The sequence below is a fragment of the Chroococcidiopsis thermalis PCC 7203 genome (genome assembly GCF_000317125.1).
GTDB classification, from domain to species: domain Bacteria; phylum Cyanobacteriota; class Cyanobacteriia; order Cyanobacteriales; family Chroococcidiopsidaceae; genus Chroococcidiopsis; species Chroococcidiopsis thermalis.
In genome coordinates this window covers 907908-933804 of the sequence record NC_019695.1, presented here as the reverse complement: position 1 = coordinate 933804, position 25897 = coordinate 907908, and the positions used below count along the sequence as shown (strand labels likewise).

Below are 25897 nucleotides of genomic sequence, written 5' to 3'. Positions count from 1 at the left end.
TCAACAATCTCCCGCAAAATGGTAAAGGTAGCTAGTTGAAAAAACGCCCCCAGCAGATATCCCCAGAAAACACTCTAAGTTAGGAGTAGATGAGAAATGCTTGCATACATCCTTGCGTTAGCTGTTGCTATTGGTAGTCTTGGCATCTACCTAGCCGCCTTTTTCTTTCCAGAAATTGGTCGCAAAAACGATATCTATTGGAGCGGCGTAGGGTTGTTCTATGCTTTAGTCTTATGGGTATGTGCCAAGCAGATTACAGGAGGACTCCTATTAGGTCAAGTCGCTGGAGTCGTGTTACTGGGTTGGTATGCGTTCCAAACTCTACAGTTACGCCGCCAACTCACTCCTCAACAACAACAAACAGCTGTACCGAGCGCAGCACAGGTAAAAAGCAACGTTCAAGAGCAAGTCACCAAAATCTCACCCCTACAAAAGCTGTCACAGTTTGGCAAGAAAGCAACGAGTAAAGCGACCGCAGCCAAAGAGCAGCTACAACCAAAAAGTGATGTCAAAAAGGTTCCGACACCGCCAGTAGAATCTACTCCCACTGTAGAAATTGTCGATCGTCGTACTTCTACAGCCCCAGAAACAACCGAGTCAGCGTCTACCTTTGAAGAAAAAATTGCTACAGAAGTGAAAGTGTCTCCCCCAGTCGAAATCGCTACAGAAGTAGAAGTGTCTCCTCCAGCCGAAAACGCTATTGTCGCTCCTGAATCTCAACCAAACCCAGACATTGCAGCAGCTACCCCAGTTGAAACCACGCAACCAGAAGAATCGACGACTACCGAAACTGAAACCGAGTTATCCTCACAGAGCGAAGTCACTGAATTACACCGTCCCGATCCCCCCAGTCCCGAATTAGTAGAAGCTGCAATTGAAGATGCAGAAGAAAAGCATCAACCAACTTCGCCACCTGAGACCGAGGAGAAGTCGTAAGTCGTAAGTACCTGTTTCCCAGCAATACTTTGTAACCATATATAGTCATGCACTCATGTATCGTATTTATGCATGTGTAGAATTTGACTCGATCGCATTTGCTGGGGAAGGGTAATGGTTGTCATAGCTGGGAAACATAAAAATTATTGCATGGTAGGCTGGACATCTGCTATAGCGATTTGTGGTGCGATCGCTAGCCTGGAAAATTTTGCTTCAGCTCAAGTTGTACCAGATAATACATTGGGAACAGAGGGTTCTATTGTTACATCTCAACCTGTCGATCCTACGGTTGATGTTATTTCTGGTGGAGCGACACGAGGCGATAATTTGTTCCACAGTTTCGACTCCTTTTCGGTTTTAACTGGACGCTCTGCTTACTTTAATAACGCCAATAATATTCAAAACATTTTCAGTCGCGTTACAGGTGGCTCCATTTCCAATATTGATGGGTTGCTCAGAGCTAATGGTGCTGCTAGTCTATTTCTGCTCAACCCCAATGGCATCATCTTCGGTACAAATGCCAGGTTAGATATAGGTGGTTCTTTTATCGCTAGTACGGCAAAAAGTCTAAAATTTGCAGATGACACGAGTTTCAGTGCTAGTGCGGAGCAAACCACGCCTTTGCTAACTATCAGCGTTCCGATTGGCTTGCAGTTTGGGACAAATGCAGGCAGGATTGTAAATCAAGCTAGGGCGATCGCGACTCAAGGTCAAGCGACTGGATTAACAGTAAAACCCAGTAAAACCCTAGCTTTAGTAGGTGGTGACGTGAGTTTAGATGGTGGAATCGTTCGCGCTCCCGATAGTCGCGTCGAGTTAGGTGGTTTGACAGCAGAGGGGACGGTAGGGCTGAATTTCAACAACAGCGAATTGCGTTTGAGTTTTCCCAAGGATACAGCCAGAGCAGATGTTTTGCTCAATAATGCCGCTAAAGTCGATGTGGCAGCTAATGGTGGAGGTAGTATTGCTGTGACTGCACGCGAGTTACAACTTTTAGGAGAAAGTTCCCTGGCTAACGGGATCGCCACCAGACAGGGAGTTGCTGGCGTGCGGGGCGGAGACATTGCGATCGATACAACAGGTGCAACAATAATTAGTCAATCTAGCAGCATTGTTAATGTCTTTGATAATGGCATTGGTGGTAGAGCTGGTAATGTCTATATCAAAGCTGGATCGCTGACAATCGATAATCTTGGCAGAGTCAGTGCTATACAGTTTAGAGATAATGCTGTAGATCGGGCAGCTTCAGGTGATATCTTTGTAGAAACTGCTGGTTCTGTCACTTTATCTGCTACTGATACAGGACTCAACAGCGCTTTTTCTACCCTCTCATTTGGCGATAGTGCCGGAAATATTACGGTAAAAGCCAATGGCTCGATTGATATATCTGATAGCGAGATTGTAGCAGCTAGCTTTAAGGCATCGGGTGGGACGATTTTACTACAAGCCAATGACTCCATTTCCATTACTGATAATAGTTTTATCGCTAGTAACGTGTTTGAAGGACGCGGCAATGGAGGAGATATTACGATTAAAGCAGGTGGTCCAATATCGATTGCAAATCTGAGCTGGATTGCCAGCCAATCTGGTGTAGGTGGAGAAAAACCACATCAAGGTAATGGTGGCAACTTTTACATTAAAGGCAAGTCTTTATCTATAACTGGGGGAGCGCAACTATCAACTAGGACATTTAGCTTTGGCAAAGCTGGTGACATTGAGATTGATACTACCGATTTTGTAGAAGTTTCCGGTAGATATCCTGTCATTTTTCCCGATACAGCAAATGATATTCGCTTGAAAGGTCGTGAATATTCTACCTTGCTAACCAGCACTGGAGCAGGGGCAAATGGTACGGGAGGTCAGATTAGCATTACCACTGGAACCTTACGAGTGTTTGATGGAGGTGCGATCAACGCCCAAAGCCTCAGTACGTTTAGGGGTGGTAATATTATTGTCAATGCTGATGTACTCGATCTCAATCGCGGTGGTCAAATACTGACAACGGCTTCCAATAGCGGTGATGCTGGCGATATCATTATTAATGCCAAAAACCGGATTGCGATCGCCTCTAGGAATCCCGATTACTTCAACTTCTTTAACCAAGTCAGCCAGCTAGAAGATTTTTCTGGTTCAGTTGGTCCCATTAGTCCGGCGAGTGGCATATTTGCCAATACCACCGAGCAGTCTACAGGACGAGGAGGTTCTTTACAAGTCACGACCAAAGAGTTGAGGATCGGAGATGGAGGGCAAATCTCAGTCAGCAGTCAGTCAGGTAATGCAGGTAATATCGCAGTCACCGCTGACTCCATGAGGGTAGAAGACGGCTCCCTCACGGCAACCACGCGATCGGGTAATGGTGGAAATATTACCTTGCAAATTGCAGACTTGCTCTTACTACGCCGCAACAGTTCTATTTCTGCTACCGCAGGTACGGCACAAGCTGGAGGAGATGGAGGCAATATCAATATAGACACGACGTTCTTAGTGGCACTGGAAAACAGCGAGATTGCTGCTAATGCTTTTGCAGGTCGTGGTGGTAATATCGAAATTAATGTCCGAGGGCTGTTTATCTCTCCCGACAGTCGGATCGCTGCAACGAGCGATCGCGGTATTGATGGCGTAGTGACAATAGACGATATAGATGTCGATCCCAGCCAAGGATTAGTTGTATTACCAGTAGAATTAGTCGATGCTTCTAACCAAATTGTGGCTGGTTGTGCTACTGGCAGCGAGAATCAATTCGTCGTCAATGGACGCGGCGGCTTACCACCTAACCCGAGAGAACGACTCAATGCTGAGACAGTCCTAACTGATTGGGCGATGCTGGAACCTGAAGCAGAGAGCCGCTCCAACACAATACCCGATCGCGTCGTAAATTCTGCCCCAACTCAAATTGTCCCAACTCAAATTGTCGAAGCGACTCAATGGGCATTCAACGAAAAAAATGAAGTTATATTGATGGCTGCATCTACAAATAAAATGCGATCGCCTGCATTAAACTGTAACGGAACTTATCCTGCCGCAGAAATACTTCTAAAATAGTTGAATAACCTTGTCCCTATTTTAGACAAAGCTGTGACAGAACTAGGAAGCTACAAAGATACCGTAAACCTGCCCAAAACCAAATTTGACATGCGGGCAAACGCCACCAAGCGCGAGCCAGAGATCCAAAAGTTTTGGGCAGAAAATCAAATTTACGATCGCCTGTCACAGCAAAATTCTGGCGAGATTTTTACTTTACACGATGGACCCCCCTACGCCAATGGTTCGTTACATATCGGTCATGCCCTGAATAAAATCCTCAAAGACATCATCAATCGCTATCAACTCCAACAAGGGCGTAAAGTTCGCTGCATTCACGGTTGGGACTGTCACGGATTGCCTATCGAACTCAAAGTCATCCAAAGCATGAAGCCGCAGGAACGCGCTTCGCTCACACCTTTAGAACTGCGCCACAAAGCACGGGACTTCGCCCTCAAAGCAATGCAAGAACAATGCGCCAGCCTCAAACGCTGGGGGGTAATCGGTGATTGGGAAAACTCCTATTTGACTCTCAAACCAAAATATGAAGCTGCCCAAATCGGCGTATTTGGGCAGATGGTCTTAAAAGGCTACGTTTATCGCGGCTTCAAACCCGTTTACTGGAGTCCCAGCTCGAAAACCGCCCTAGCCGAAGCAGAACTAGAGTATCCCGAAGGACACACCTCCCGCAGTCTCTATGCAGCTTTTCCGATGACTCACATCGAGCCATCAGTCTTCCCCAAACTCAAATCCTTCCTCCCCCATCTTTGGGTAGCCATCTGGACGACAACCCCTTGGACAATTCCAGCCAACTTAGCAGTTGCAGTCAACCCCGACTTAACTTATGCCGTGGTGGAAATGTCACGCAAAGACGCAGAGACGCAAAGCACCCTTAGCGCCTTCGCGTCTTTGCGTGACCAAAATCCACAATACCTCATTGTTGCGGCGGATTTAGTGGAGAGATTATCTGTAACACTTGGCGCTCAACTCACTGTCAAAGCTACATTCAAAGGCTACGAACTAGAACACTGCAAGTATCGCCATCCCTTGTGCGATCGCGAAAGCCCGATTGTCATTGGCGGCGACTACGTGACGACGGAATCCGGTACGGGACTCGTCCACACCGCACCAGGACACGGACAAGAAGATTATCAAGTGGGGATGCGCTATAATTTGCCGATCCTCTCTCCCGTCGATGCCGATGGTAACTTTACAGCAGAAGCCGGACAATTTGCCAAGCTTAACGTATTAGGGGAAGGTAACGCCGCAGTCGTTCAAGCTTTAGAACAAGCTGGTTCGCTGCTGAAGGAAGAACCATACGTCCACAAGTATCCCTACGATTGGCGGACGAAAAAACCCGTGATTTTGCGGGCAACTGAGCAATGGTTTGCGTCGGTAGAAGGATTTCGAGATGCAGCCCTGCAAGAGATCGCCCATGTCCGGTGGATTCCCGCTCAAGGAGAAAACCGCATCACCGCAATGGTAGCTGAGCGTTCTGACTGGTGTATCTCCCGCCAGCGCAGTTGGGGCGTACCAATTCCCGTATTTTACGACGAGGAAACCGGAGAACCGCTACTGAATGAAGAGACGATCGCGCGCGTCCAAAATATCTTTGCCGAAAAAGGCTCGGATGCTTGGTGGGAAATGTCGGTAGAAGAGTTGCTCCCAGAAAAGTATCGCGATAACGGGCGAAAATACCGTAAAGGTATTGATACGATGGATGTTTGGTTTGATTCTGGTTCCTCTTGGGCGGCTGTCCTTCAACAGCGACCGGAATTATCCTATCCAGCCGATCTGTATCTGGAAGGATCGGATCAGCATCGCGGTTGGTTCCAGTCTAGTTTGCTCACGAGCGTTGCGACCAACGGTCACGCACCTTACAAAACTGTTTTGACTCACGGGTATACCGTGGACGAGCAGGGACGTAAGATGAGCAAGTCTTTAGGAAATGGAGTCGATCCCACGGTAGTTATTGACGGTGGTAAAAATCAAAAAGAAGAACCGCCCTACGGTGCAGATGTGTTGCGGTTGTGGGTGTCTTCGGTAGATTATTCCGCCGACGTGCCGATCAGTAAAAATATCTTGAAGCAGTTAGCGGATGCGAGAAATAAAATTCGCAACACGGCTCGTTTCTTACTAGGAAATCTGCACGATTTCGATCCCAGCAAGGATGCAGTACCATACGAGCAGTTACCAGAATTGGATCGTTATATGCTGCACCGAATGACAGAAGTATTTAATGAGGTAACACAAGCTTTTGATAAATACCAATTCTTCCGTTTTTTCCAAACCGTGCAGAATTTCTGTGTCGTAGATTTATCGAGTTTCTATTTAGATATTGCCAAGGATCGGCTGTATATCAGTGCCGCTAATTCGTTTCGCCGTCGCAGTTGTCAAACAGTTTTGCAGATTGCCCTAGAAAACTTAGCCAAAGCGATCGCCCCTGTATTGTGTCACATGGCAGAGGATATCTGGCAATATCTCCCCTACCCCAAGTCGCATGAATCTGTATTTGAATCCGGCTGGGTGAAGTTAGAGGACAAATGGCAAAATTCAGAGCTGGCAGAATCTTGGGTTCAGTTGCGCCAACTCCGCACGGAAGTGAATAAGGTATTAGAACAAGCACGTACTGAAAAGGCGATCGGTTCTTCTCTCGAAGCAAAGGTACTATTATATGTCGCCGATGCTAATTTGCGACAACGCCTGCAATTTTTAAACCCCAGTACGGACGCACAGCCATCTACTCATTCCAACGGTGTTGATGAGTTACGCTATTTATTCATCACTTCTGGGGTAGAATTGCTCGATACTCCCGCAACCCTAACAGAATTGAAATATAATTTCCAATCTGAAGCTTTGGGAATTGGGGTCGCTAAGGCTGACGGGAAAAAATGCGATCGCTGTTGGAATTATTCTATACACGTCGGCGCATCTCAAGCACATCCGCTCTTGTGCGAACGATGTATTCCCGCTCTCGCAGGAGAATTCTGATTGTCGTTTAGTTAGCTGTCGTTAGTTATTGGCAAATTGCCAGTGACTAGCGATCGCTACATCATCAAATTTCATGAACCTTGAGATTTTACTAAGTAACACAATAGTATTTGCTTGAAAGCTAGCAAAGTAAATACTGGGATAGTTTGACCATATCGACTCGATAGTCTCAGTGGTTCTTGCAGCCACCGATACAACCACTCGCCACCACCAAAACGCAACCAATGGGGCGCTCTTTTTCGATCTCCTGCATAAACAGGAAATGCTCCCCCCAATCCGATCGTTACTGCTCGGATTTTACCTTGATGTTGCTGCATCCAATATTCCTGTTTCGGGCAACCTAAAGCGACCAAAACAATCCCAGCACCACTATGATGAATTTTTTCAACCAAAGCTTCATCTTCTGCGCGCGTCAGTGGATGAAACGGCAAAGGCTCCATACCAGCAATTTTCAAGTTAGGGAAATCCCGCGCCAAGCGCTCTCTCATTTTCTCTAAAACTGGTGTTTCAGAACCTAAGAAAAATATGCTCACGTTCTTCAAAGGAGCGAGTTTACATAAAGATAAAAGAATATCTATTCCCGCAACACGATTTTGGGTACGCGCTCCCAACAACTTCAACATCCAGACTAAAGGCATTCCATCAGGAGTCACAAGGTCTGCATTCTTCAAAACTTTGGCAAACTCTGGATGCCAGTAAGCTTCTACTAGCATATGAGTGTTAGCCACACAAACAAATTTACTAACTTTACTCGTTGCCCACTCTAAGATTAAGTTAATTTGAGATTCAAACGGTAAAGCACTAACAGGTGAATCGATCACGTCAAGTTTTTTATAAACTTTTAATACTCTAAATTCTAAATCTAGAGTCTCAAAGGATTGATTTTGAATTTGATGTTGTTCGCTAAATAATTCTCGATCATTTAGCGTGGATTGTCGTGTATTTTTCATTATTTCTCTGTTGCCAGCAATGTGGAACCTCAGCTAACAATCCTGGCTGTGCGTAATGTATAAAGCCATCTCCGCACGCACAAAAAATAGTCGAAATCGGCTGTTAATCTCTGACATAGTTTGCAGAATCAGGTTAAATGCCTCTCGCAAACTGATAGTATCTTACCGATTCATTTAAAATTTGTTCGATCTATTACTCAACCGAAACTTTAGCAGAATTGCTTTATTTTAAATAATCAAAGTCTTTTACAACTTATACTTATTAAAGTATCACTAAAGCTCTCTATTTTTACTCTTTCATAGCTTAATTTAACTGTATCTTAAGAAAATCAAATTAGATGCAAGCCTGCCATTTATTCTGATTATTTTACAAGCGTAATGTATGGTGCTTCCGAAGAAAAGATTGGCGAGTCCAATCTAAATACAATAATTTAAGTTTCAGGCGCGATCGAGCGCGAACAAGCGAGCGCCATATTTACGCTTTGATAGAAAGCTGAGTTTATTAGGCTGTCTTTGAATACCGCTAGCAACTGCACCTAAAACTGGTGTGGCAGAGAAATTTAACTGCTCTAATGCCTTGACTAAAGCGGAACAGTTTGTTTTACCCATACTTACAGTCAAAATGCTAGCATCCACATGCCTAGCTAAAAGATTTGCATCAGCAAAACCAATCAAGTGAGATGTATCGTATATCACTAAATCGAAAGTTTGTTGCAGTTGCTCTGCCAAGCTTTGCATTTGCGGTGATGAAAGCAGGATCGATGGATTCGGGGGAATTGAACCAGCAGTTAAGATAAACAAGTTATCCTTGGATATTTCTCTACTGTGCGCTGTAGCCTCGTGAAAAGCTCCATTATCCTCAGCTTCCTCAGAGCTATTACGCACTTGTTGGATCGCATACTGAAAGTTTAAACCTTCGGCGATCGCATTGCTCAGTCCTTGCGCGTTGGATAAATTTAACATTTTATGAATGGTGGGAGTCCGCAAATTTGCATCAACCAATAAAACTCTTTTACCCATTGCTGCTGCTGTTTGAGCTAAGTACAATGCAACTGTTGATTTACCATCTTCGGGAGCAGCTGAGACGATCGCTAGAGAACGAACAGTCCCATTAAAATCGAGAAAAGAAACGTTTGTGTAAAGAGAGCGGAAAGACTCCCAGAAATCAGAAACTTCAGTTTTTTGCGCCAGTCTACTATTGCGATCGAATTTTACGCTAGGAATTTCACCTAAAATTAGCAATTTAGTCTTATCTTTAATTTCTTCAGAGTTATAAAAAACGTTGTTAAGTTTATCTACAAGCAGAGCAACTCCAAAACTGACTAATAGACCTAAAGCTGTGCCTAGAACTAAATTACGCTGAACGGTAGGTGCGGTATTTTGAGGTTCGCTAGGAGGCGTGAGTATTTGCCAAGGTACTTGCTTTTGCGCAGCATCGATTCGTAGTGCTTCGCGCTTGGTTAAAAAGTGGTTTAAGTTATCGGAAGCAATTCTTAACTGCCGTTCTAAGTCATCTTTCTGACGAATAATTATCGGAAATTGTTTAGCTTGTTGTCTTAACAAGTTCTCGGACTTATTTAGGGTGTAGTCTTGCGCTTTTAAGGACTGAATTTGCTTAGCAGCATTAGTCAATTTTTGAATTTCTCTTAAACGAGCCGAACCGGGAGAGGCTGTGTCTATCAAGTCTGTCGTTCCATTTGGCAATCGATCTCCCAAGATTCGCCGTTCCTCTTTTCTGACAGCTTGCAGCAACTGCTGTTGTTGAGCTAATAGAGATTGAAATTCAGGACTATCTTCTTTATAACGAGACGATTTCGCCGCAATTTTAGTTTCTACATCTTGAAGTAAGTTGAACAGCTTCAGATAGTGAGGCGATTCGCTCAGTTCGGTAATTGCTGCCGCTGTATCCGGTTGCAATCGCAGTTTTTCGTACAGATTATTGTAAAAAGCTGTGCTACTAGATAACTGAGTCTGGATCTCCAGTCGCTTCTGTTCAATTCGATCGAGCTGATAAGAGAGATGTTGACCTTGAGTATCGGAATTAACAATACCATGTCGTTGCCGAAAACCTTGAAGGCGCTGTTGCAAGAATTCAACTTGCCGCTGCAATTGTGGTAGCTGAGATTCGACAAACTGAATTCCTAAATTAACATCTGTCTGACGTTCTTCTAGGCTGTATTTTAAGTAAGCCTCAGCTACCGTGTCCAAGACAAATTGAACTTTTTCAAAATTAGGATCTTTATAGCTAACTTCTAAAATATTTGTGTTGGGCAACAGCTTAATGTTCAATTGAGGCGTGCTGCTACCAGGGTAATATAATTGTAGTTTTTGGGTAATGGGAGACATCAACTTCGGACTTTGTAAAACCTTCAAAGTTGTCTCATCTAACCCCGGAGAATCCTTTTCTTCTTTCTCTTCCTCTTTAGAGGATACAACTTTATCTTCAGCAGTCACGGGTTCGGTTAACAGCTCGAACTTAGCGACATAGGTTGGAGTACCAGTCGCAGCTAGTAATACAGATACACTGGCAACTGCGGTTGTGCCGATCAGAATTGTTAGTATTCTGCGCCGAATCGCTCCTAGCAACCAACTGACATTCAATCCACCTTCATTAGTGTCGTCAGGTTGAGTCGTGTAGAGCTGAGGTTGAGGCTGAAGTTGCTGGCTGTAGGTCTGAGGAGGCAACTGTTGAGAGGAGCTAACATTTCTCATATGTAGACTCTGTTTATTTTTTAATAACGGGTCTTAGAAACTTACTCAAGTCTGAAGTCAGCCTGATACTCAACTGAATACACAGTCTACTCGCCACTTGTCTCCCTCTTTAGGGAGTTGAGTGCGTATACGACTAAAAACAAGTCCTTGCTACTCTCGATTGGGAGGGCATGTACAAATCTACCACCTAGTCTATAAGATTATCAATCCGTTTTAAACAAAATTTCGGTTTCTGGATCTCCTGTAAAGTACTTCACAGAAAGTTTACATTATCTTTATTTTTTCTTTATTGTATATCTATCACTACAGTGATTGAATGAACTTATACACAAATCTCTGCAATCCTTGCTACGGGATTTTGATGCAACCTACCAAAACGTCTACTCTATTTGATTAGTTTTTTAACTATTACAATATCTAGTTGGAGGAAACTGTTATCTGCTGAGGTAGCGGTAGCTTCTGCTGGTATCAAATCTAAATCGATGCGATACCAAACTAGGTAAGGGGATCTGAGCCGACCGATTCTTTGCGATCCAGTCAGACAAGGCTCTTGCAGTTCGTTGAAAATCGTGGGTGAGAGAGCTACTTAAGAAACATGTACGTAACAACTCGAAATTTATTTATACAATTTGGTCATCCTATCAGCCAGTCCTGGAAGCACTCACGGCGCTACCGGAGCCGGACATCCCTTAGATGGCAACTGCAATCTTTGCTTGCATTACCAGCACGTACAAGCAAATGCTCGGGGGGTTCAATTTTACTGGTTAGACTATAGAAACAGCATTTAAATTTAGAATAGCCGCTTGGCGATCGCGAACCGTTTTGGCGCTTTGTGTCACTTGCTTGGCGATCGTAAACCGTCTCTACACGACCTTACCTGAATTTGGTAAGCAAGTTAGCCTCCGTTTTTTTGCACTGAGCCAGGTATTGCTAGTTTCTCAAGCAATTTCCATCACAGCTCGATTGCCTCGTTTGCAGAATCAAACCGTACTGCCATTGTCGCATTAGCTACATCAGTGCCGTAAGGTTAACCAGTCTGTAATGGTGGCAAACGTGCAAATGACATAGTGCAAGTCTGCAACCATCTGACTCAAGGTGAAGAGATTGGCATGGCAACTTGCCGATATCTGCATAAGGTTTGAGCTGGGCTCGACCGCAGATGACGGATAGTCATTCGTTGAATGCAAGTTCATGCATATAGAGTCAAATGAAACTATTAGGTAGGCTGTTAGCTGTAAGCATATGCAGACGAGAAAACTAACTATACAAGCTGGTCGTACTGAGAGCCAGTATTGGCAAGATTTGTGGCGTTACCGAGAGCTATTCTACTTCTTGGCTTGGCGGGATATTCTCGTGCGCTACAAGCAAACAGCCATAGGCATTGCTTGGGCTTTGATTCGACCATTTTTCACAATGGTTGTATTTACAGTCGTGTTTGGCAACTTGGCAAAGCTGCCTTCAGAAGGCGCACCATACCCAATTTTGGTATTTGCAGCCATGTTACCTTGGCAGTTTTTTGCTAATTCCTTATCTGAGTCCAGTAATAGTTTAATCGTCAATACCAATTTAATTTCTAAAGTTTATTTTCCTCGCTTAATTGTACCCGCCAGTGCAGTGATTGTCAGCTTTGTAGATTTTATGATTTCAGGCATGATTCTACTAGCTTTGATGGCTTGGTACAGTTTTATTCCCGATTGGCGCATATTGACATTACCCTTATTTATTCTAATTGCCTTTGCTGCTGCTGTAGGAGGAGGGCTTTGGTTAGCGGCGCTGAACGTAGAATATCGGGATTTTCGCTATGTCGTGCCATTTATCGTTCAGTTTGGTCTGTATATCTCACCTGTAGGTTTTAGTAGCAAGATCGTCCCGGAACAATGGCGTTTACTCTACTCTTTGAACCCTATGGTAGGAGTGATTGATGGTTTCCGCTGGGCAATTTTAGGCGGTGAATCAAACATTTATCTCCCAGGATTCATTTTGTCAGTGGGAATTGTTATTTTGCTGGTCGCGAGCGGAGTTTGGTATTTCCGTAAAATGGAACGAACTTTCGCTGACATTATTTAAATTGGAATTTGCAATTTGAATTTGGCGATCGCCAAGCCAATATAGGTTGTATTATCAGAAATTGTATTATCAGGAGTTGAGTGCGTGTCCGAGCCACTTATTCGCATTGAGCAACTGGGAAAGAAATACATCATCAGTCACCAAAAAGAAAAACCTGCTGGTTTCTATCGCTATAAGACTTTAAGAGATGTCATCGGGAATAAGTTTCAAAGGCTTTCTAAAACATTTTTGCCACAAAATGGTAAACAAAATTTTCAATCTAATCTTGAAGAATTTTGGGCGCTCAAGGATGTTTTCTTTGAGATTAATCAAGGTGAAGCAGTTGGAATTATTGGACGCAATGGCGCAGGTAAATCGACACTCTTAAAACTTTTGAGCCGCATTACCGAACCTACCACTGGCAGCATAGAGATCGCCGGACGAGTCGCTAGTTTATTAGAAGTCGGTACTGGCTTTCATCCAGAACTCACTGGGCGAGAAAATATCTATCTGAACGGCTCCATTCTTGGCATGAGTCGAGCTGAAATTAAAAAGAAGTTCGATGAAATTGTTGATTTTGCTGAAGTCGAGAAGTTTTTAGATACCCCAGTCAAGCGCTACTCTTCTGGTATGTACGTGCGTCTTGCCTTTGCAGTAGCAGCTTACTTAGAACCAGATGTTTTGATTGTAGATGAAGTTTTAGCAGTAGGTGACTCAGCCTTTCAAAAGAAGTGTTTGGGAAAAATGAACGACGTGGCTACCAAAGAAGGACGAACAGTTTTGTTTGTCAGCCACAGTATGCAGGCGATCGCGCAATTAACTAAGCGATGCATCTTACTTTCAAAAGGGAACGTTCAATTTGATGGTGCTACTGACACGGCTGTACGGTTATATATTGCCGGACAAAAAATGGCTGACGAGCAACCAGCTTATTACCAAGCTCCTTTAGATAAGACTGGCAACTATCTAGCTTGGGTGAAAGTACATACTTCTGAGGAACAAGGAGTTCACTGCTGGGGAGAAGCAATTTCTTTTGAGTTTGCCTTACAAGTTACTCAACCGCATGAAAGTCTGTGCTTTTCCTTCCAGATAATGAATGAGTTTCAACAACCAGTATGTATTTTTTGGAATTTCGATCGGCAACTTCCCTTTCGTCGAGAAGCAGGATTGTTTATTCTCCGATGCGAGATCCCCAAATTCAGACTCTATATGGGCTTGTATACTCTAACAACATGGTTTTCAGAGCGACGAGGTAGTAATTTACTAGAAAATGTGAGAAATATTTGTCCGTTTGAAGTCACGATGCACGGGATCGAGCGGGAAGAGTACCCGTGGCAATCGGATGAGTGTGTTTACTTGGAAGATGCGATTTGGTACGCAGTTCCATCAGAAAAAGTTTTGACAGAAAAATTTAATTAATCGAATGGCAGTTTTCAGGTTTAATTATAGTTAAGACTAAAAAAAGATGGCAATAAATCATGATGTAGAACTAGGCGATCGCGTGAGTATTTTTCATCCACAATTAGTCAATCTTTATGGTTGCAAAATTGGTGCTGAAACCAAAATTGGTACTTTTGTAGAAATTCAAAAAAATGCGGTCGTTGGTGCTAGGTGTAAAGTATCATCGCATACTTTTATCTGCGAGGGTGTGGTTATAGAAGACGAAGTATTTATCGGTCATGGAGTTATGTTCACCAACGACCTTTACCCTCGTGCCACCAACGAAGATAGCAGCCTGCAAACCGAAGCTGACTGGTCTGTCATTGAAACCAGAGTAAAGCGTCGTGCTTCTATTGGCAGCAATGCCACTATCCTGCCAGGAGTCACAATTGGAGAAAATGCCATAGTTGGCGCTGGAGCAGTTGTAACTCGCGATGTTCCCGATCGCGCAACTGTAGTGGGAGTCCCCGCGCGGGTAGTCGGCAATATTGCCGATGGAGGCGAATTAATGAATAACGGCTCAAAAGCGAGTGTTTGAAATGACCGAACAATTCAATCTAGATGAATTTCTTATAGCTCAAGCTCAGACTGAGCAGACATTATTTACCACACAAACACCTAATATTCAAAATCTTAGCGACGGAGTTCCTTACGAACTGGGGATGAAATTCCGCAGTACAAGCGTTGGTCAGATAACTGCAATTCGATTTTGGAAAGCTGCAAGCGAGACTGGTAATCATACTGGCAAAATCTGGGCAGCAGGTGGTGGCACTCCATTGGCAACTGTGAGCTTCTCAAATGAGACAGCATCAGGATGGCAGCAGCAAGCTCTTAGCACACCGCTGAACATTCAAGCCAATACAACTTATGTGGTTTCTGTCAACATCAACAGCTTCTATGCTGCTTATAACGATGAATTGGCAAGCTCAATTGTCAACGGCGACCTTAGCTCAGTCGCTGACGGCAACAACGGAGTTTACAACGTAAGTCCAGGCGCTTTTCCCAGCAGTTCTTATCGCAACACCAACTATTACCGCGATGTAGTCTTCTCCGCTACCCCTGTTTCCACGATTTCTAAAGTCAGCGGTGATAATCAGAGTGGCGGAGTAGGGACAACCCTAGCTAACCCATTAGTCGTTCAAGTGAGAAACCCTGCTGGCAGCCCTCAATCAGGGGTGACTGTCAATTTTGCCGTAAGTGGTGGGGGTGGTTCCGTTTCACCTACCAGCGCCGTCACCAATGCCAACGGACAAGCAAGTACAACATTGACTTTAGGAACGACGGGTGGCGCAGCAAATACAGTTACTGCAACAGCCGATAATATAGGCAGCGTGACTTTTACTGCTTTTACCACCAGAGCCAATCCCACCAACCCCAACCCCATCTACCTAGAAAACCAAAAACCAGGTAATCCCGACTGGAGAATCCCCAACTCTAACTACGATACAAATGGTGAGATCTGTGGCTATGCTGGTGCAACCAGCGTCAATAAGGGCGGATCGCTGCCAATTAAAGTTTCTCTAGGATACAGTGCGCAATTCACTATTGACGTGTATCGCTTAGGTTACTACGAAGGTGCGGGAGCGCGATTAGTCGCTAGCAGTGGTGCGCTGAATGGAACTACGCAGCCTGCTTGTACCTTCGACAGTACGACCCGCCTGATCGAGTGTAACTGGGCAACTTCCTATACGCTGGCAATAGGTAATGATTGGACGAGCGGTTTGTATTTTGCGAAGCTGACCATCTTAGCAACTGGTAAACAGTCACAGATATGGTTCGTTGTCCGCGATGACAGCAGTACTTCTGACATCTTATTCCAGAGTAGCTTTACCACATATTTAGCTTATAGCACTTTTGGCGGTTACAGTTTATACACATATAACAGTATTGGCGGTCAAAAAGCACTGAAGGTTTCTTACGATCGCCCGTTTTCAGCCGCTAGTATCCGTCCCGAAGAAATGCACTCGATATTACGCTGGGAGCGTCATATGGTGCGATGGTTAGAGTCTCAGGGCTATAACGTCTCTTACGTCACGAACATGGACGTTCATGAAAACCCACAGCTATTGCGACAGCACAAAATATTTTTATCCGTCGGTCATGACGAATATTGGTCGCTAGAAGCGAGAAATGCTGTCGAACAAGCCAGGGACGCAGGAGTTAATTTAGCTTTCTTCTCAGCCAACACTTGCTATTGGCGAGTTCGGTTTGAAAATAGCCCCACTGGCGGAAACAACCGCATCATGGCGTGCTATAAGGATGTGACAGATCCCGTCGCACCTACGAACAAGTTCCGCAGCCAACAAAACAATCGACCTGAAAACGCTTTGATCGGTGTCATGTATACAGGCGATAATGGGGGGTTGTATTGGACTTACGATTACAATAACCCTTACTACGGCGGGTATGATTTTGTTGTCACCAATAGTAGCGATCCTTACTACGCCAACACCAACTTGAACAATGGAGACACGCTAAGTGGGTTAGTGGGTTATGAATGGGATGCAGCGATTAATAATGGTGCTGCCCCCAGCAATCTTGTCGTTTTGAGCGAATCAGCAGTTAACCCCAACGGTTCCTTTGATTCCGATCTCCCACCTGGAACTAATATCAATATTTCCAACGCAGCCCGTTACACTGCTGCCAGTGGCGCTAAGGTATTTGCGACTGGATCGGTTCATTGGATGTTTGGGTTGGATACTGATGGCGCTCGGGTCAACCGCGAAGATATACGCGCTAAGCAAATTGCTGTCAACGTACTAGCAGACTTGGGGGCTAAGCCTCAGTCTCCAGATGTCAACATAATTGTGCCTTAAGAATAACTTCGTATGAACTTGAGATTAAAACGCCGCCGATTCGGTCAGCTAGCGATCGCTAGTGCTGCTACAACCGTACTCTCCAATTTAGCAGCCAAAAAAACAGTTGCCCAAACACAACTCGTCATTTACGGCGTGCGCCTAACCCCTGCTAGCAGCAGCATCACAGAAGACTTAGTTGATGAGAAAGCAGCAAACAAAACCCCTGGAATGATTTTGCAATCCTTAGACCTTACCACAGGTCAAGAATCGTTATCTACTGAAATTGCCGAACAAGCCGTTCAAAATCAACAGGACGCAACTGAAACTGCAAGTAAAGCTTTTATCATCAAAAAGCAGAGCGAACGAATCACTGGTTTTACTGCCTTATCAGATGGGACATTTGTTGTTGCGGCTCTAGCATCGACTCGCAAGGGCGATTTAAATCGCTTCATCGTTTTCAGTCCAGATAGTAAGAAGTCCGCCACAAAAGGCTTGAAAGCTAAAAAAATCAAAAAGAACAATACAATTGAGAGCCTGCTCGCCATTCAACAAGACCAACTTCTAGGTATTGTTAGCCTTACCCAAGGTCAACCGCCTTTCGAGCTAGGATTAATTGACTCAAAATCAGGTCAAGTCGATTCTCGCTCCGATCTACCAAATTTACCTCCATTTAATCGGTACAGCAATCTCGCCCAATCCTCGGATGGCAACATTTACGGTACTAGTATCGATCCTGGTGGCAACCCAATTCTGGTGCAGTTCGATCTAACAAATAAGTCTCCGATCACTGGTAGAGGAAGAGTTATCAATTTAGTGGAACTGAGGTTTAACGGTCGTCCTTTATCAAATGACTTGGCATGTCTCGCCTTTTCTCCCTCCAATCAACTATTTGCACTTGCCGATCCCAATCTAGAAGGCAGTAATTCTTTATTTTCTGTCGATCTGCAAACCGGACAGATGCAATTTCTTAGAAAATTTGCCGTTGATAAGATTGCTTTTAGCAAAGTCTAAAAACTATTAGCTAACCGATCGATCGCTATCGTTTTTTAGTAATTGAAGTTTTGTAACCTTACTTCTACCGATCTACTCCTATGACAAATACTCGCGATCGCTTAACACAAAATGTCGATTCAAGTACTTACCCCGAGCAGGGAAATATTTGTACAGACAAGCAAAATTCGGCAATTCATACAATTAATATTGGTGTCATAGGCTATGGCTATTGGGGTCCCAATTTAGTCCGTACCTTTGCCGATCTCCCAGGAGCAAAGGTCGTAGCTGTGAGCGATTTTAAAATAGAAAGGCTAGCTAAAGTGCAATCGCGTTACCCAGCCGTGAAAGTAACGACAGATAGCCAAGACTTATTTGCAGATTCAAATATCGATGCGATCGCGATCGCGACCCCAGTTTCGACTCATTACGACTTAGCTTTGGCAGCTTTGCAGGCTGGCAAACACGTACTCGTCGAAAAACCCATGACTGTTAGCTCCGAACAAGCCATCAGGCTGATTGAGGAAGCTCAACGGCGAAATTTGGTATTGATGGTAGACCACACCTTTGTTTATACGGGTGCAGTCCGTAAGATGCAAGAACTCGTTGCCAGCAAAGCAATAGGCGACGTTTATTACTACGATTCTGTCCGGGTCAACTTGGGGCTGTTCCAGCACGATGTGAATGTGATTTGGGATTTGGCAGTCCACGACCTCTCAATTATGGACTACGTGTTACAAGCCAAGCCAACCGCTGTCTCGGCAACTGGCATGAGTCACATTCCTGGGGAACCAGAAAATATTGCTTACCTAACATTATTTTTTGATAATAGCGCGATCGCTCACATCCACGTGAATTGGCTAGCGCCAGTTAAAGTTCGTCGTACCTTGCTTGGGGGCAGTCAAAAAATGATCTGCTATGACGACTTGGAGCCAAGTGAAAAGATTAAGGTATACGACAAAGGAATTACAGTCAATGGCAGTCCTGAGAACGTTTACCAAATGTTAGTTGGCTATCGCACCGGAGATATGTGGTCGCCAAAGTTAGATATGACTGAAGCATTGCAAACCGAGGCATTACACTTTGTTGATTGCATCCAGCAAGGCAAACGTCCAATTACCGATGGGGAAGCAGGACTGCGGGTCGTCAGAATTCTAGAGGCTGCTACCCAGTCCATCAAGCAGCAAGGTCAATTAGTTGAACTAAGCGGAGTGGAGGTAGCAGTATGATCCCATTTGTAGACTTAAAAGCACAGTATTTGAGCATTAAAGACGAAATTGATGCTGCTGTTTTTAAAGCTTTAGAAAGTACGCAATTTGTGCTAGGGAGTGAGGTCGTCGCTTTAGAAGAAGAGTTCGCTCATTACTGTAATGCCGATTCTGGCATTGCTGTCAATACAGGCACTAGCGCTCTCCACCTAGCATTATTAGCCGCTGGAATTGGTGCGGGTGACGAAGTAATTACCGTGCCTTTTACTTTCGTTGCTACCACAGCCGCCATTTGTTACACCGGTGCTAAACCTGTCTTCGTCGATATCGATCCCGTGTCATACACGATGGACGTAACTCAGATTGAAGCAGCAATCACCGAGCGCACCAAAGCAATTCTACCAGTGCATCTGTACGGTCAACCAGCAGACATGGAACCGATTCTCGACATCGCTCGCCGTCACGGTCTAGTAGTGATTGAAGATGCAGCACAAGCACACAGAGCCGAGTACAAAGGACAGCGAGTTGGTAGTCTAGGCGACATCGGTTGTTTCAGCTTCTATCCGGGGAAGAACTTAGGGGCATGTGGTGAAGGTGGTATGGTCGTCACCAGCAATCCCGAGTACGAGCGCAAAATGCGGATGCTGCGCGATTGGGGACAAGAACAGAAATACCATCACCTGCTCAAAGGCTATAACTACCGCATGGATGGCATCCAGGGAGCGATCTTGCGGGTGAAGTTACGTCATTTAGACAAATGGACAGAGGCAAGAAGAACACACGCTGCTCAGTATGATAAGTTACTGGCAAGTTCGGAGGTGTCTACTCCTGTTGTCATGCCATATAGTTATCACGTTTACCACGTCTACGCCGTGCGATCGCCCCAACGAGATTGGTTGCAACAGATACTACACAAGCAGGGGATTCAAACAGGCATTCACTATCCGATTCCGGTACACCTACAACCAGCTTACGCCGAATTAGGGTATCGACCTGGGGATTTTCCCCACGCCGAACGAGCAGCGAGGGAAGTTCTTTCTTTACCCATGTATGCCGAACTTGCTCTCAACCAATTAGAAGTTGTAAGTGCTGTAGTACGCGAGAATCTTCCATGTATGAATTGGCAAAAAGTAGGGTAGTTGCAGCTACACACGGCTCCCAAGAGCTGAAACCAGACCCAGAGTTTGAAGTGGGGATGGCAAAACATTTGCGCCATCAGCACAGTAATGACCAATTACTCGAATTGTACAATCGCTTCACGATTGGCGAGGGTGATTTTGACTTGTTAATGCGACGAATTATTTGGCGTACAATGGCACGTCAATTCGGTCATGGCATTCGGATTGGTAGCGGTGTTGGCTTCAAACATTTAGAAACATTTGAGATTGGCGATCGCGTTTTCATTGGTTCGCAAAGTTACATTCAAGGACGCTTCGATGGCAAGTGCGCGATCGGTAACTACGTTTGGATCGGTCCGCAGAGTTACTTTGATGCGCGTGACTTGATAATTGAAGATTATGTGGGATGGGGACCAGGAGCAAAAGTACTTGGTTCAACTCATACCGCATTCCCCATTGATGTTCCAATTATTCAAACCGACCTGGAAATTAAATCGGTAAAAGTAGAAACAGGAGCTGATATAGGGATGAATGCCGTCATTCTTCCTGGGGTAACGATTGGTAAAGGTAGTATTGTTGGTGCTGGAGCCGTTGTCACCAAAGATGTACCACCATTTGCCGTCGTTGCTGGCGTTCCTGCTCGGTTTTTACGCTGGCGAGAAGGATATGAACCATTACAAAGCAATTAAAGCATATGCAAAATAAACGTGTATTAATTACAGGCGGTGCTGGGTTAGTTGGCTCCCACATTGCCGATTTGTTAGTTAAAGAAGAAGTTGCTGAAATTATAGTTTTGGATGATTTTACTCGCGGACAGCGCCAAAACTTAGCTCAAGCGCAAGAACGCGGACATTTAGTCATTGTCGAAGGTGACATCCGCGATCGCCAACTGCTTGCCGATATCATGCAAGGTGTGGATATCGTCTTCCACCAGGCAGCGATCCGCATCACTCAATGCGCTCAAGAACCGCGCCTAGCGATGGAAGTTCTAGCTAATGGAACTTTCAACGTCCTAGAAGCTGCGGTCAGTGCCGGAGTCAAAAAAGTAGTCGCCGCCTCCTCAGCTTCAATCTACGGCATGGCAGAGGAGTTCCCCACCACAGAAGCGCACCATCCCTACAACAACCGCACGATTTACGGTGCAGCCAAGACATTTAACGAAGGGCTGTTACGTAGCTTCCATGACATGTACGGATTGGACTACGTAGCCTTGCGTTACTTCAACGTCTATGGTCCCCGGATGGATATTTATGGCGTTTACACCGAAGTGCTGATCCGCTGGATGGAACGCATTAGCGCAGGTCAACCGCCACTGATTTTTGGTGATGGCAAGCAGACAATGGATTTCGTCTACATCGAAGATATCGCTAGAGCAAACATCTTGGCGGCTAAAGCCGATGTGACGGACGAAGTGTTTAACATTGCTAGCGGTCTAGAAAGCAGTTTGAACGATCTTGCCTACAGTTTGGCTAGAGTCATGGGGTCAGATTTACAGCCAGAATATGGTGCAGAACGCAAAGTCAACCCCGTACAGCGCCGACTAGCAGATGTCAGCAAAGCTAGAGATTTATTGGGTTTTGAGGCGCAAGTCTCTCTAGAAGAGGGGTTGCGTCAGCTTGTCAAATGGTGGCGCGAACAAAAGCTGGCAAAGGAAACAAGCAATGTCTGAGCAGATGCAGAATATTCCAATTGCCAAACCTTGGATGGGTGAAGCCGAGGCAGATGCCGCTAAGCGGGCGATTCTGTCCGGTTGGGTAACGCAAGGACCCGAAGTCGCCGCTTTCGAGCAGGAATTTGCAACTTATGTAGGGGCAAAGTCTGCTTGTGCGGTTTCTAATTGCACCACGGCATTGCATCTAGCTCTGTTAGCCGTAGGCGTGCAGCCTGGGGATGAGGTAATTACCGTCAGTCATTCTTATATTGCCACTGCGAATAGCATTCGCTATTGCGGCGCGATCCCCGTATTTGTCGATATCGAGCCGCACACTTACAACATTAATCCCACTTTAATCGAAGCAGTGGTGAGCGATCGCACCCGCGCGATTCTGGTCGTCCACCAAATGGGAATGCCTTGCGACCTCAAAGCGATTGTGGAGGTTGCGCGGCGCTACAATTTGCCAGTTATTGAAGATGCAGCCTGCGCCATTGGTAGTGAAATTCTCTGGGAAGGACAGTGGGAAAAAATCGGCAAACCCCACGGCGATATTGCCTGTTTTTCCTTCCATCCCCGCAAGGTAATTACGACTGGTGATGGTGGAATGCTAACCACCAGCAATCCTGAATGGGACAAACAGTTTCGTCTGTGGCGACAACACGGCATGAGCGTCCCCGATACTGTCCGCCACGGCGCGAAACAAGTGATTTTCGAGACTTACCCGATGTTGGGCTACAACTACCGGATGACCGACATTCAAGCGGCAGTAGGACGGGAACAGCTCAAACGCTTGCCGGAGATTGTCACACGTCGCCGCTACCTAGCACAGCGATACCACGAACAGCTCTCAGACGTGCCTGGATTAAAATTGCCCACCGAGCCAAATTGGGCAAAAAGTAACTGGCAGAGCTATTGCGTCCGCTTACCCCAGCAGTACGACCAGGTGCAAGTCATGCAAGCGATGTTGGATGCGGGAATTTCCACGCGACGGGGGATTATGTGCGCTCACCGCGAAGCGGCATATCAAATTGAGGCTTGGTCTTGTGGAAGCGATCGCCTCATCGAAAGCGAAGAAGCTACCGATCGCGCCATCATATTACCACTTTTCCACCAAATGACGGAGTCGGAACAAGATCGGGCGATCGCGGTTTTGAAAACTGTTTGTCTTTAAGTGTTGTGCTGAGTGCAATCTAGCAGGAGCAGATCGAGAGAAAGTATATGGAAACACTAGCTAACAAAACACTCAGCCTTTGGCAAGCAGAAGGTCGCCAGCTCATCCCACAAAACTTTGCGACATTTCGCAGCCTGATCTCGCAAGCAAAAGACTTAGCGCAGCAAGGCAACTACGAAGCAGCAGCGGTGTACGGGCAGATTGCAGCTAACTACGCTCAGTTGAACCATTGTGGTTTTTTCGTCAGCTCCGAACTAGAGCAGCTCCTTCTGACCATTGGACGCAAGGCAATCCCAATCGCTTTCGCTCCTCAAAAGGAGACTGCATTGCCCAAAACGGTGAAGCACGTACTTCACGTATCTACCCATCTTTCTGATATCGGCGGTATACCTAGACTCTTGCGGCGCTGGATTCAACAGGATACCGAGCGATCGCACTCAGTTGCTTTAACAAGGCAAGCACTGAACGAAATTCCTCAAACCCTGAAAGATGCTGTAGCCAATAGCCAGGGCAGGATTTACGTATTAAACGACCGTAATGGCGGAATTATCTCGCGTGCCAAGAGGCTACGCGAATGCGCCGCAACAGCAGATATCGTCGTGCTACATACCTGGGAGTACGATGTTGTACCAACAATTGCATTTGCTAATAAAGCACAATCTCCCGCAATTGTCTATACAAATCACGGCGACCATTGGTTTTGGGTAGGAGCTGCTGTCAGTGACGCGATCGCGAATCTTCGCGAGTCGGGAATGCATTTATCTCAACAGCGCCGAGGGATTGAGGCAAAGCGTAACCTGCTGCTTGCGACGATTTTAGAACCAGCTTGTAGAAAACTGTCGCGATCGCAAGCCAAGCAACAACTTGGAATTGACGAAAACAGTATCATGCTGCTCTCCATTGCCAGAGCAGTTAAATATAAAACGGTTGATGGCGTTAGTTTTGCTGATGCTCACGTTGAATTACTAAAGCGATACGATCGAGCGATCTTGGTTGCGATCGGTCCAGGTCATAGCGACGAAGATTGGTCGGCAGCGATCCAGCAAACCCAGGGAAGAATTCAAGTCTTGGGAGAAACTAAAGATACCGCTGTATTTTATCAAGCTGCCGACATCTATGTTGACTCATTTCCTTTCGTTTCCATTACATCCATACTAGAAGCTGGCAGCTACGGCGTACCCTCGGTGAGTCGCTACCCATACTCTTCCGATCTATGCGGCGTTCTTGGCTCTGATATGCCTGGTTTGACTGGTAATTTGATTCGAGTGCGGGATCTAGAAGAGTATACAGCAGTTTTGTCCCGCTTAGTTGAAGATGAAGAGTTTCGTCTATCGCTTGGGGAAGCCACCAGAAATAAAATAGCCGCAACTCATTGGGGTAGTCATTGGCAGAATGCTTTAAACGAGCTTTATTCTTATGTTGTAGCTCTACCTAAAAAAACTGCGACCTTAGATTTAGTGGATGAGATGTCTTTAGGTGAACCGGATATCTTCTTACCAAGCGTCAATCAAACCGATCTAAAAACAGTTATGCATTGGCATATGCCGCTAATGCCATTCAAACAACGGCTACAGTTGTGGCTCAACTTGGTCAAAAAATACGGTTTTCGTAATAATCATCTGAATTTTTTACTTCCAGAAAAATTGCGATCGCGCTATTACTTGTTGCGTCGAAACTACTCGCACTGGCATTTTTTACGAAGACGTTAATCAAATTTTTATCTTTACAAATTATATGCTTAAAAACTTACCACCAATTTATTTTTATATTCCTCCCAGCAAATTACCTGCTGGCAACTTACCACAAAACGCTCAGTCTTTCTGGCAGTGGCTATCTTTTCACCGTTCGATATCTCCGATGGCGGGTGGCGGTTGTATTTGGACATTGCAAACTTATCTTTATCTCAACGATCGTGGATTTCCTTGCCAATTAGTACAAACAATGCCTGATGAAGGAATTGTTTTATCTCATCGTGATTTTTTGGATGATTCTCTACAGCCAAGTCCAAAATTACTGATTGTTTGCTTAAGAGCAGATGTGGATCGGCATCCTTACGCACAACTGCATGTCGTACAAAATCCGTACCAAGCAATACCCAGAAGATTTTTGACACTTTGGGAAAGTTACTTTATTCCTCACTGGACGCAATCTTCTCTGATTCCTCGCGATCCTCAGCGTGGGGATACTTTTGAAAATGTTGCGTTTATTGGAAATGAAACAAATTTAGTTTCTGAATTTCGCGGTCAGTTTTGGCACGAGCAACTAGACGCTTTAGGCTTGCGGTTTCAGAAGAAACTCCTTCACGATTCCTGGCATGACTACAGCGATATTGATGTCGTCTTGGCTGTCAGAGAATTTGGTCGTAAAAATTATTTTAGAGGCAAGCCTGCATCAAAATTATATAATGCATGGCACGCTGGCGTGCCAGCAATCTTAGGATATGAATCTGCCTTTCGAGCTGAGCGCAAAAGCGATCTCGATTATCTAGAAGCAACTTCTTTAACAGAGGTGATTTCATCGCTCAAGCGCCTTCGAGATAACAAGGAAATGCGTCGCGCTATGGTTGAAAACGGGTGGATACGGGCTAAAGAAACACAATCGGAGCAAATGGTGGCAAAATGGCAAACTTTTTTGATCGATAGTGCAATTCCAGCCTATAAAAATTGGTGTTCGATGTCGCCTTGGCAACAGCAAGTCTTTTTTAATACACGTCGTTCTTTCCTTTCATTCCGTCCGAGTTACTACTTTCTAAAGTCACAGGTATTCAACTTTGTAGAAAAAACTGTTCGCGGGAAAAGTAGCTTAACGATCTCAGGTCGCAGACAGTAATTTTTACTTGAGTTTTGTATTTGTAAAATAACA

16 protein-coding genes and 1 pseudogene are annotated in these 25897 nt (G+C 45.1%); 15 read left to right on the top strand and 2 right to left on the bottom strand.

Annotation, left to right across the window (positions count from 1 at the left end):
* Positions 1-96 precede the first annotated feature (96 nt).
* The 3 genes from CHRO_RS04050 (at position 97) to ileS (ending at position 6948) form a co-directional block, all read left to right on the top strand.
* Complete coding sequence (locus CHRO_RS04050; RefSeq protein ID WP_015152910.1) at positions 97-936, top strand: Ycf66 family protein; 840 nt, start codon at positions 97-99, stop codon at positions 934-936.
* 114 nt (positions 937-1050) lie between these two features.
* A complete protein-coding gene (locus CHRO_RS04045; protein WP_015152909.1) occupies positions 1051-3978 on the top strand; it encodes a two-partner secretion domain-containing protein in 2928 nt (975 codons plus the stop codon).
* A gap of 33 nt (positions 3979-4011) precedes the next feature.
* Positions 4012-6948: an isoleucine--tRNA ligase gene (gene ileS, locus CHRO_RS04040; protein ID WP_015152908.1), complete on the top strand. Its 2937-nt coding sequence runs from the start codon at positions 4012-4014 to the stop codon at positions 6946-6948.
* Between the two features lie 71 nt (positions 6949-7019).
* Here the strand turns inward: ileS and CHRO_RS04035 are convergent, their stop codons facing one another.
* Both CHRO_RS04035 and CHRO_RS04030 read right to left on the bottom strand, forming a co-directional pair.
* Positions 7020-7898: a WecB/TagA/CpsF family glycosyltransferase gene (locus CHRO_RS04035; RefSeq protein ID WP_015152907.1), complete on the bottom strand. Its 879-nt coding sequence runs from the start codon at positions 7896-7898 to the stop codon at positions 7020-7022.
* A 438-nt stretch (positions 7899-8336) separates the two neighbouring features.
* Positions 8337-10610, bottom strand: a complete 2274-nt coding sequence (locus CHRO_RS04030; protein ID WP_015152906.1) for a GumC family protein — start codon at positions 10608-10610, stop codon at positions 8337-8339.
* 1242 nt (positions 10611-11852) lie between these two features.
* Here CHRO_RS04030 and CHRO_RS04025 point away from each other — a divergent pair.
* The 12 genes and pseudogenes from CHRO_RS04025 (at position 11853) to CHRO_RS03970 (ending at position 25864) form a co-directional block, all read left to right on the top strand.
* Entirely contained in the window at positions 11853-12677 is an 825-nt protein-coding gene (locus tag CHRO_RS04025) for an ABC transporter permease (protein WP_015152905.1), read from the top strand.
* 84 nt (positions 12678-12761) lie between these two features.
* On the top strand, positions 12762-14075 hold the full coding sequence (locus CHRO_RS04020) for an ABC transporter ATP-binding protein (RefSeq protein WP_015152904.1): 1314 nt from the start codon (positions 12762-12764) through the stop codon (positions 14073-14075).
* Between the two features lie 46 nt (positions 14076-14121).
* Positions 14122-14634 (top strand): acyltransferase, encoded by a 513-nt coding sequence (locus CHRO_RS34180; RefSeq protein WP_015152903.1) that lies wholly within the window; start codon positions 14122-14124, stop codon positions 14632-14634.
* A 55-nt stretch (positions 14635-14689) separates the two neighbouring features.
* A pseudogene (locus tag CHRO_RS04010) lies at positions 14690-16912 on the top strand (N,N-dimethylformamidase beta subunit family domain-containing protein); the annotation flags it as partial.
* A 12-nt stretch (positions 16913-16924) separates the two neighbouring features.
* Positions 16925-17905: a hypothetical protein gene (locus CHRO_RS04005; protein ID WP_015152901.1), complete on the top strand. Its 981-nt coding sequence runs from the start codon at positions 16925-16927 to the stop codon at positions 17903-17905.
* Between the two features lie 80 nt (positions 17906-17985).
* A complete protein-coding gene (locus CHRO_RS04000) occupies positions 17986-19113 on the top strand; it encodes a Gfo/Idh/MocA family protein (RefSeq protein ID WP_015152900.1) in 1128 nt (375 codons plus the stop codon).
* A complete protein-coding gene (locus tag CHRO_RS03995) occupies positions 19110-20231 on the top strand; it encodes a DegT/DnrJ/EryC1/StrS family aminotransferase (protein WP_015152899.1) in 1122 nt (373 codons plus the stop codon). Before CHRO_RS04000 ends, CHRO_RS03995 begins: the two co-directional genes overlap by 4 nt.
* Complete coding sequence (locus CHRO_RS34175; protein WP_015152898.1) at positions 20204-20899, top strand: acyltransferase; 696 nt, start codon at positions 20204-20206, stop codon at positions 20897-20899. Before CHRO_RS03995 ends, CHRO_RS34175 begins: the two co-directional genes overlap by 28 nt.
* A 5-nt stretch (positions 20900-20904) precedes the next feature.
* Positions 20905-21879 carry an SDR family NAD(P)-dependent oxidoreductase gene (locus tag CHRO_RS03985; protein WP_015152897.1) on the top strand — a complete coding sequence of 325 codons (975 nt, stop codon included), beginning with the start codon at positions 20905-20907 and terminating at the stop codon, positions 21877-21879.
* A complete protein-coding gene (locus CHRO_RS03980; protein WP_015152896.1) occupies positions 21872-23035 on the top strand; it encodes a DegT/DnrJ/EryC1/StrS family aminotransferase in 1164 nt (387 codons plus the stop codon). Before CHRO_RS03985 ends, CHRO_RS03980 begins: the two co-directional genes overlap by 8 nt.
* A gap of 47 nt (positions 23036-23082) precedes the next feature.
* Positions 23083-24744: a glycosyltransferase family 4 protein gene (locus tag CHRO_RS03975; protein ID WP_015152895.1), complete on the top strand. Its 1662-nt coding sequence runs from the start codon at positions 23083-23085 to the stop codon at positions 24742-24744.
* Between the two features lie 25 nt (positions 24745-24769).
* The gene (locus CHRO_RS03970) at positions 24770-25864 is read left to right on the top strand and encodes a hypothetical protein (protein WP_015152894.1); all 1095 of its coding nucleotides are present in this window, start codon (positions 24770-24772) and stop codon (positions 25862-25864) included.
* The last annotated feature ends 33 nt before the right edge of the window (positions 25865-25897 follow it).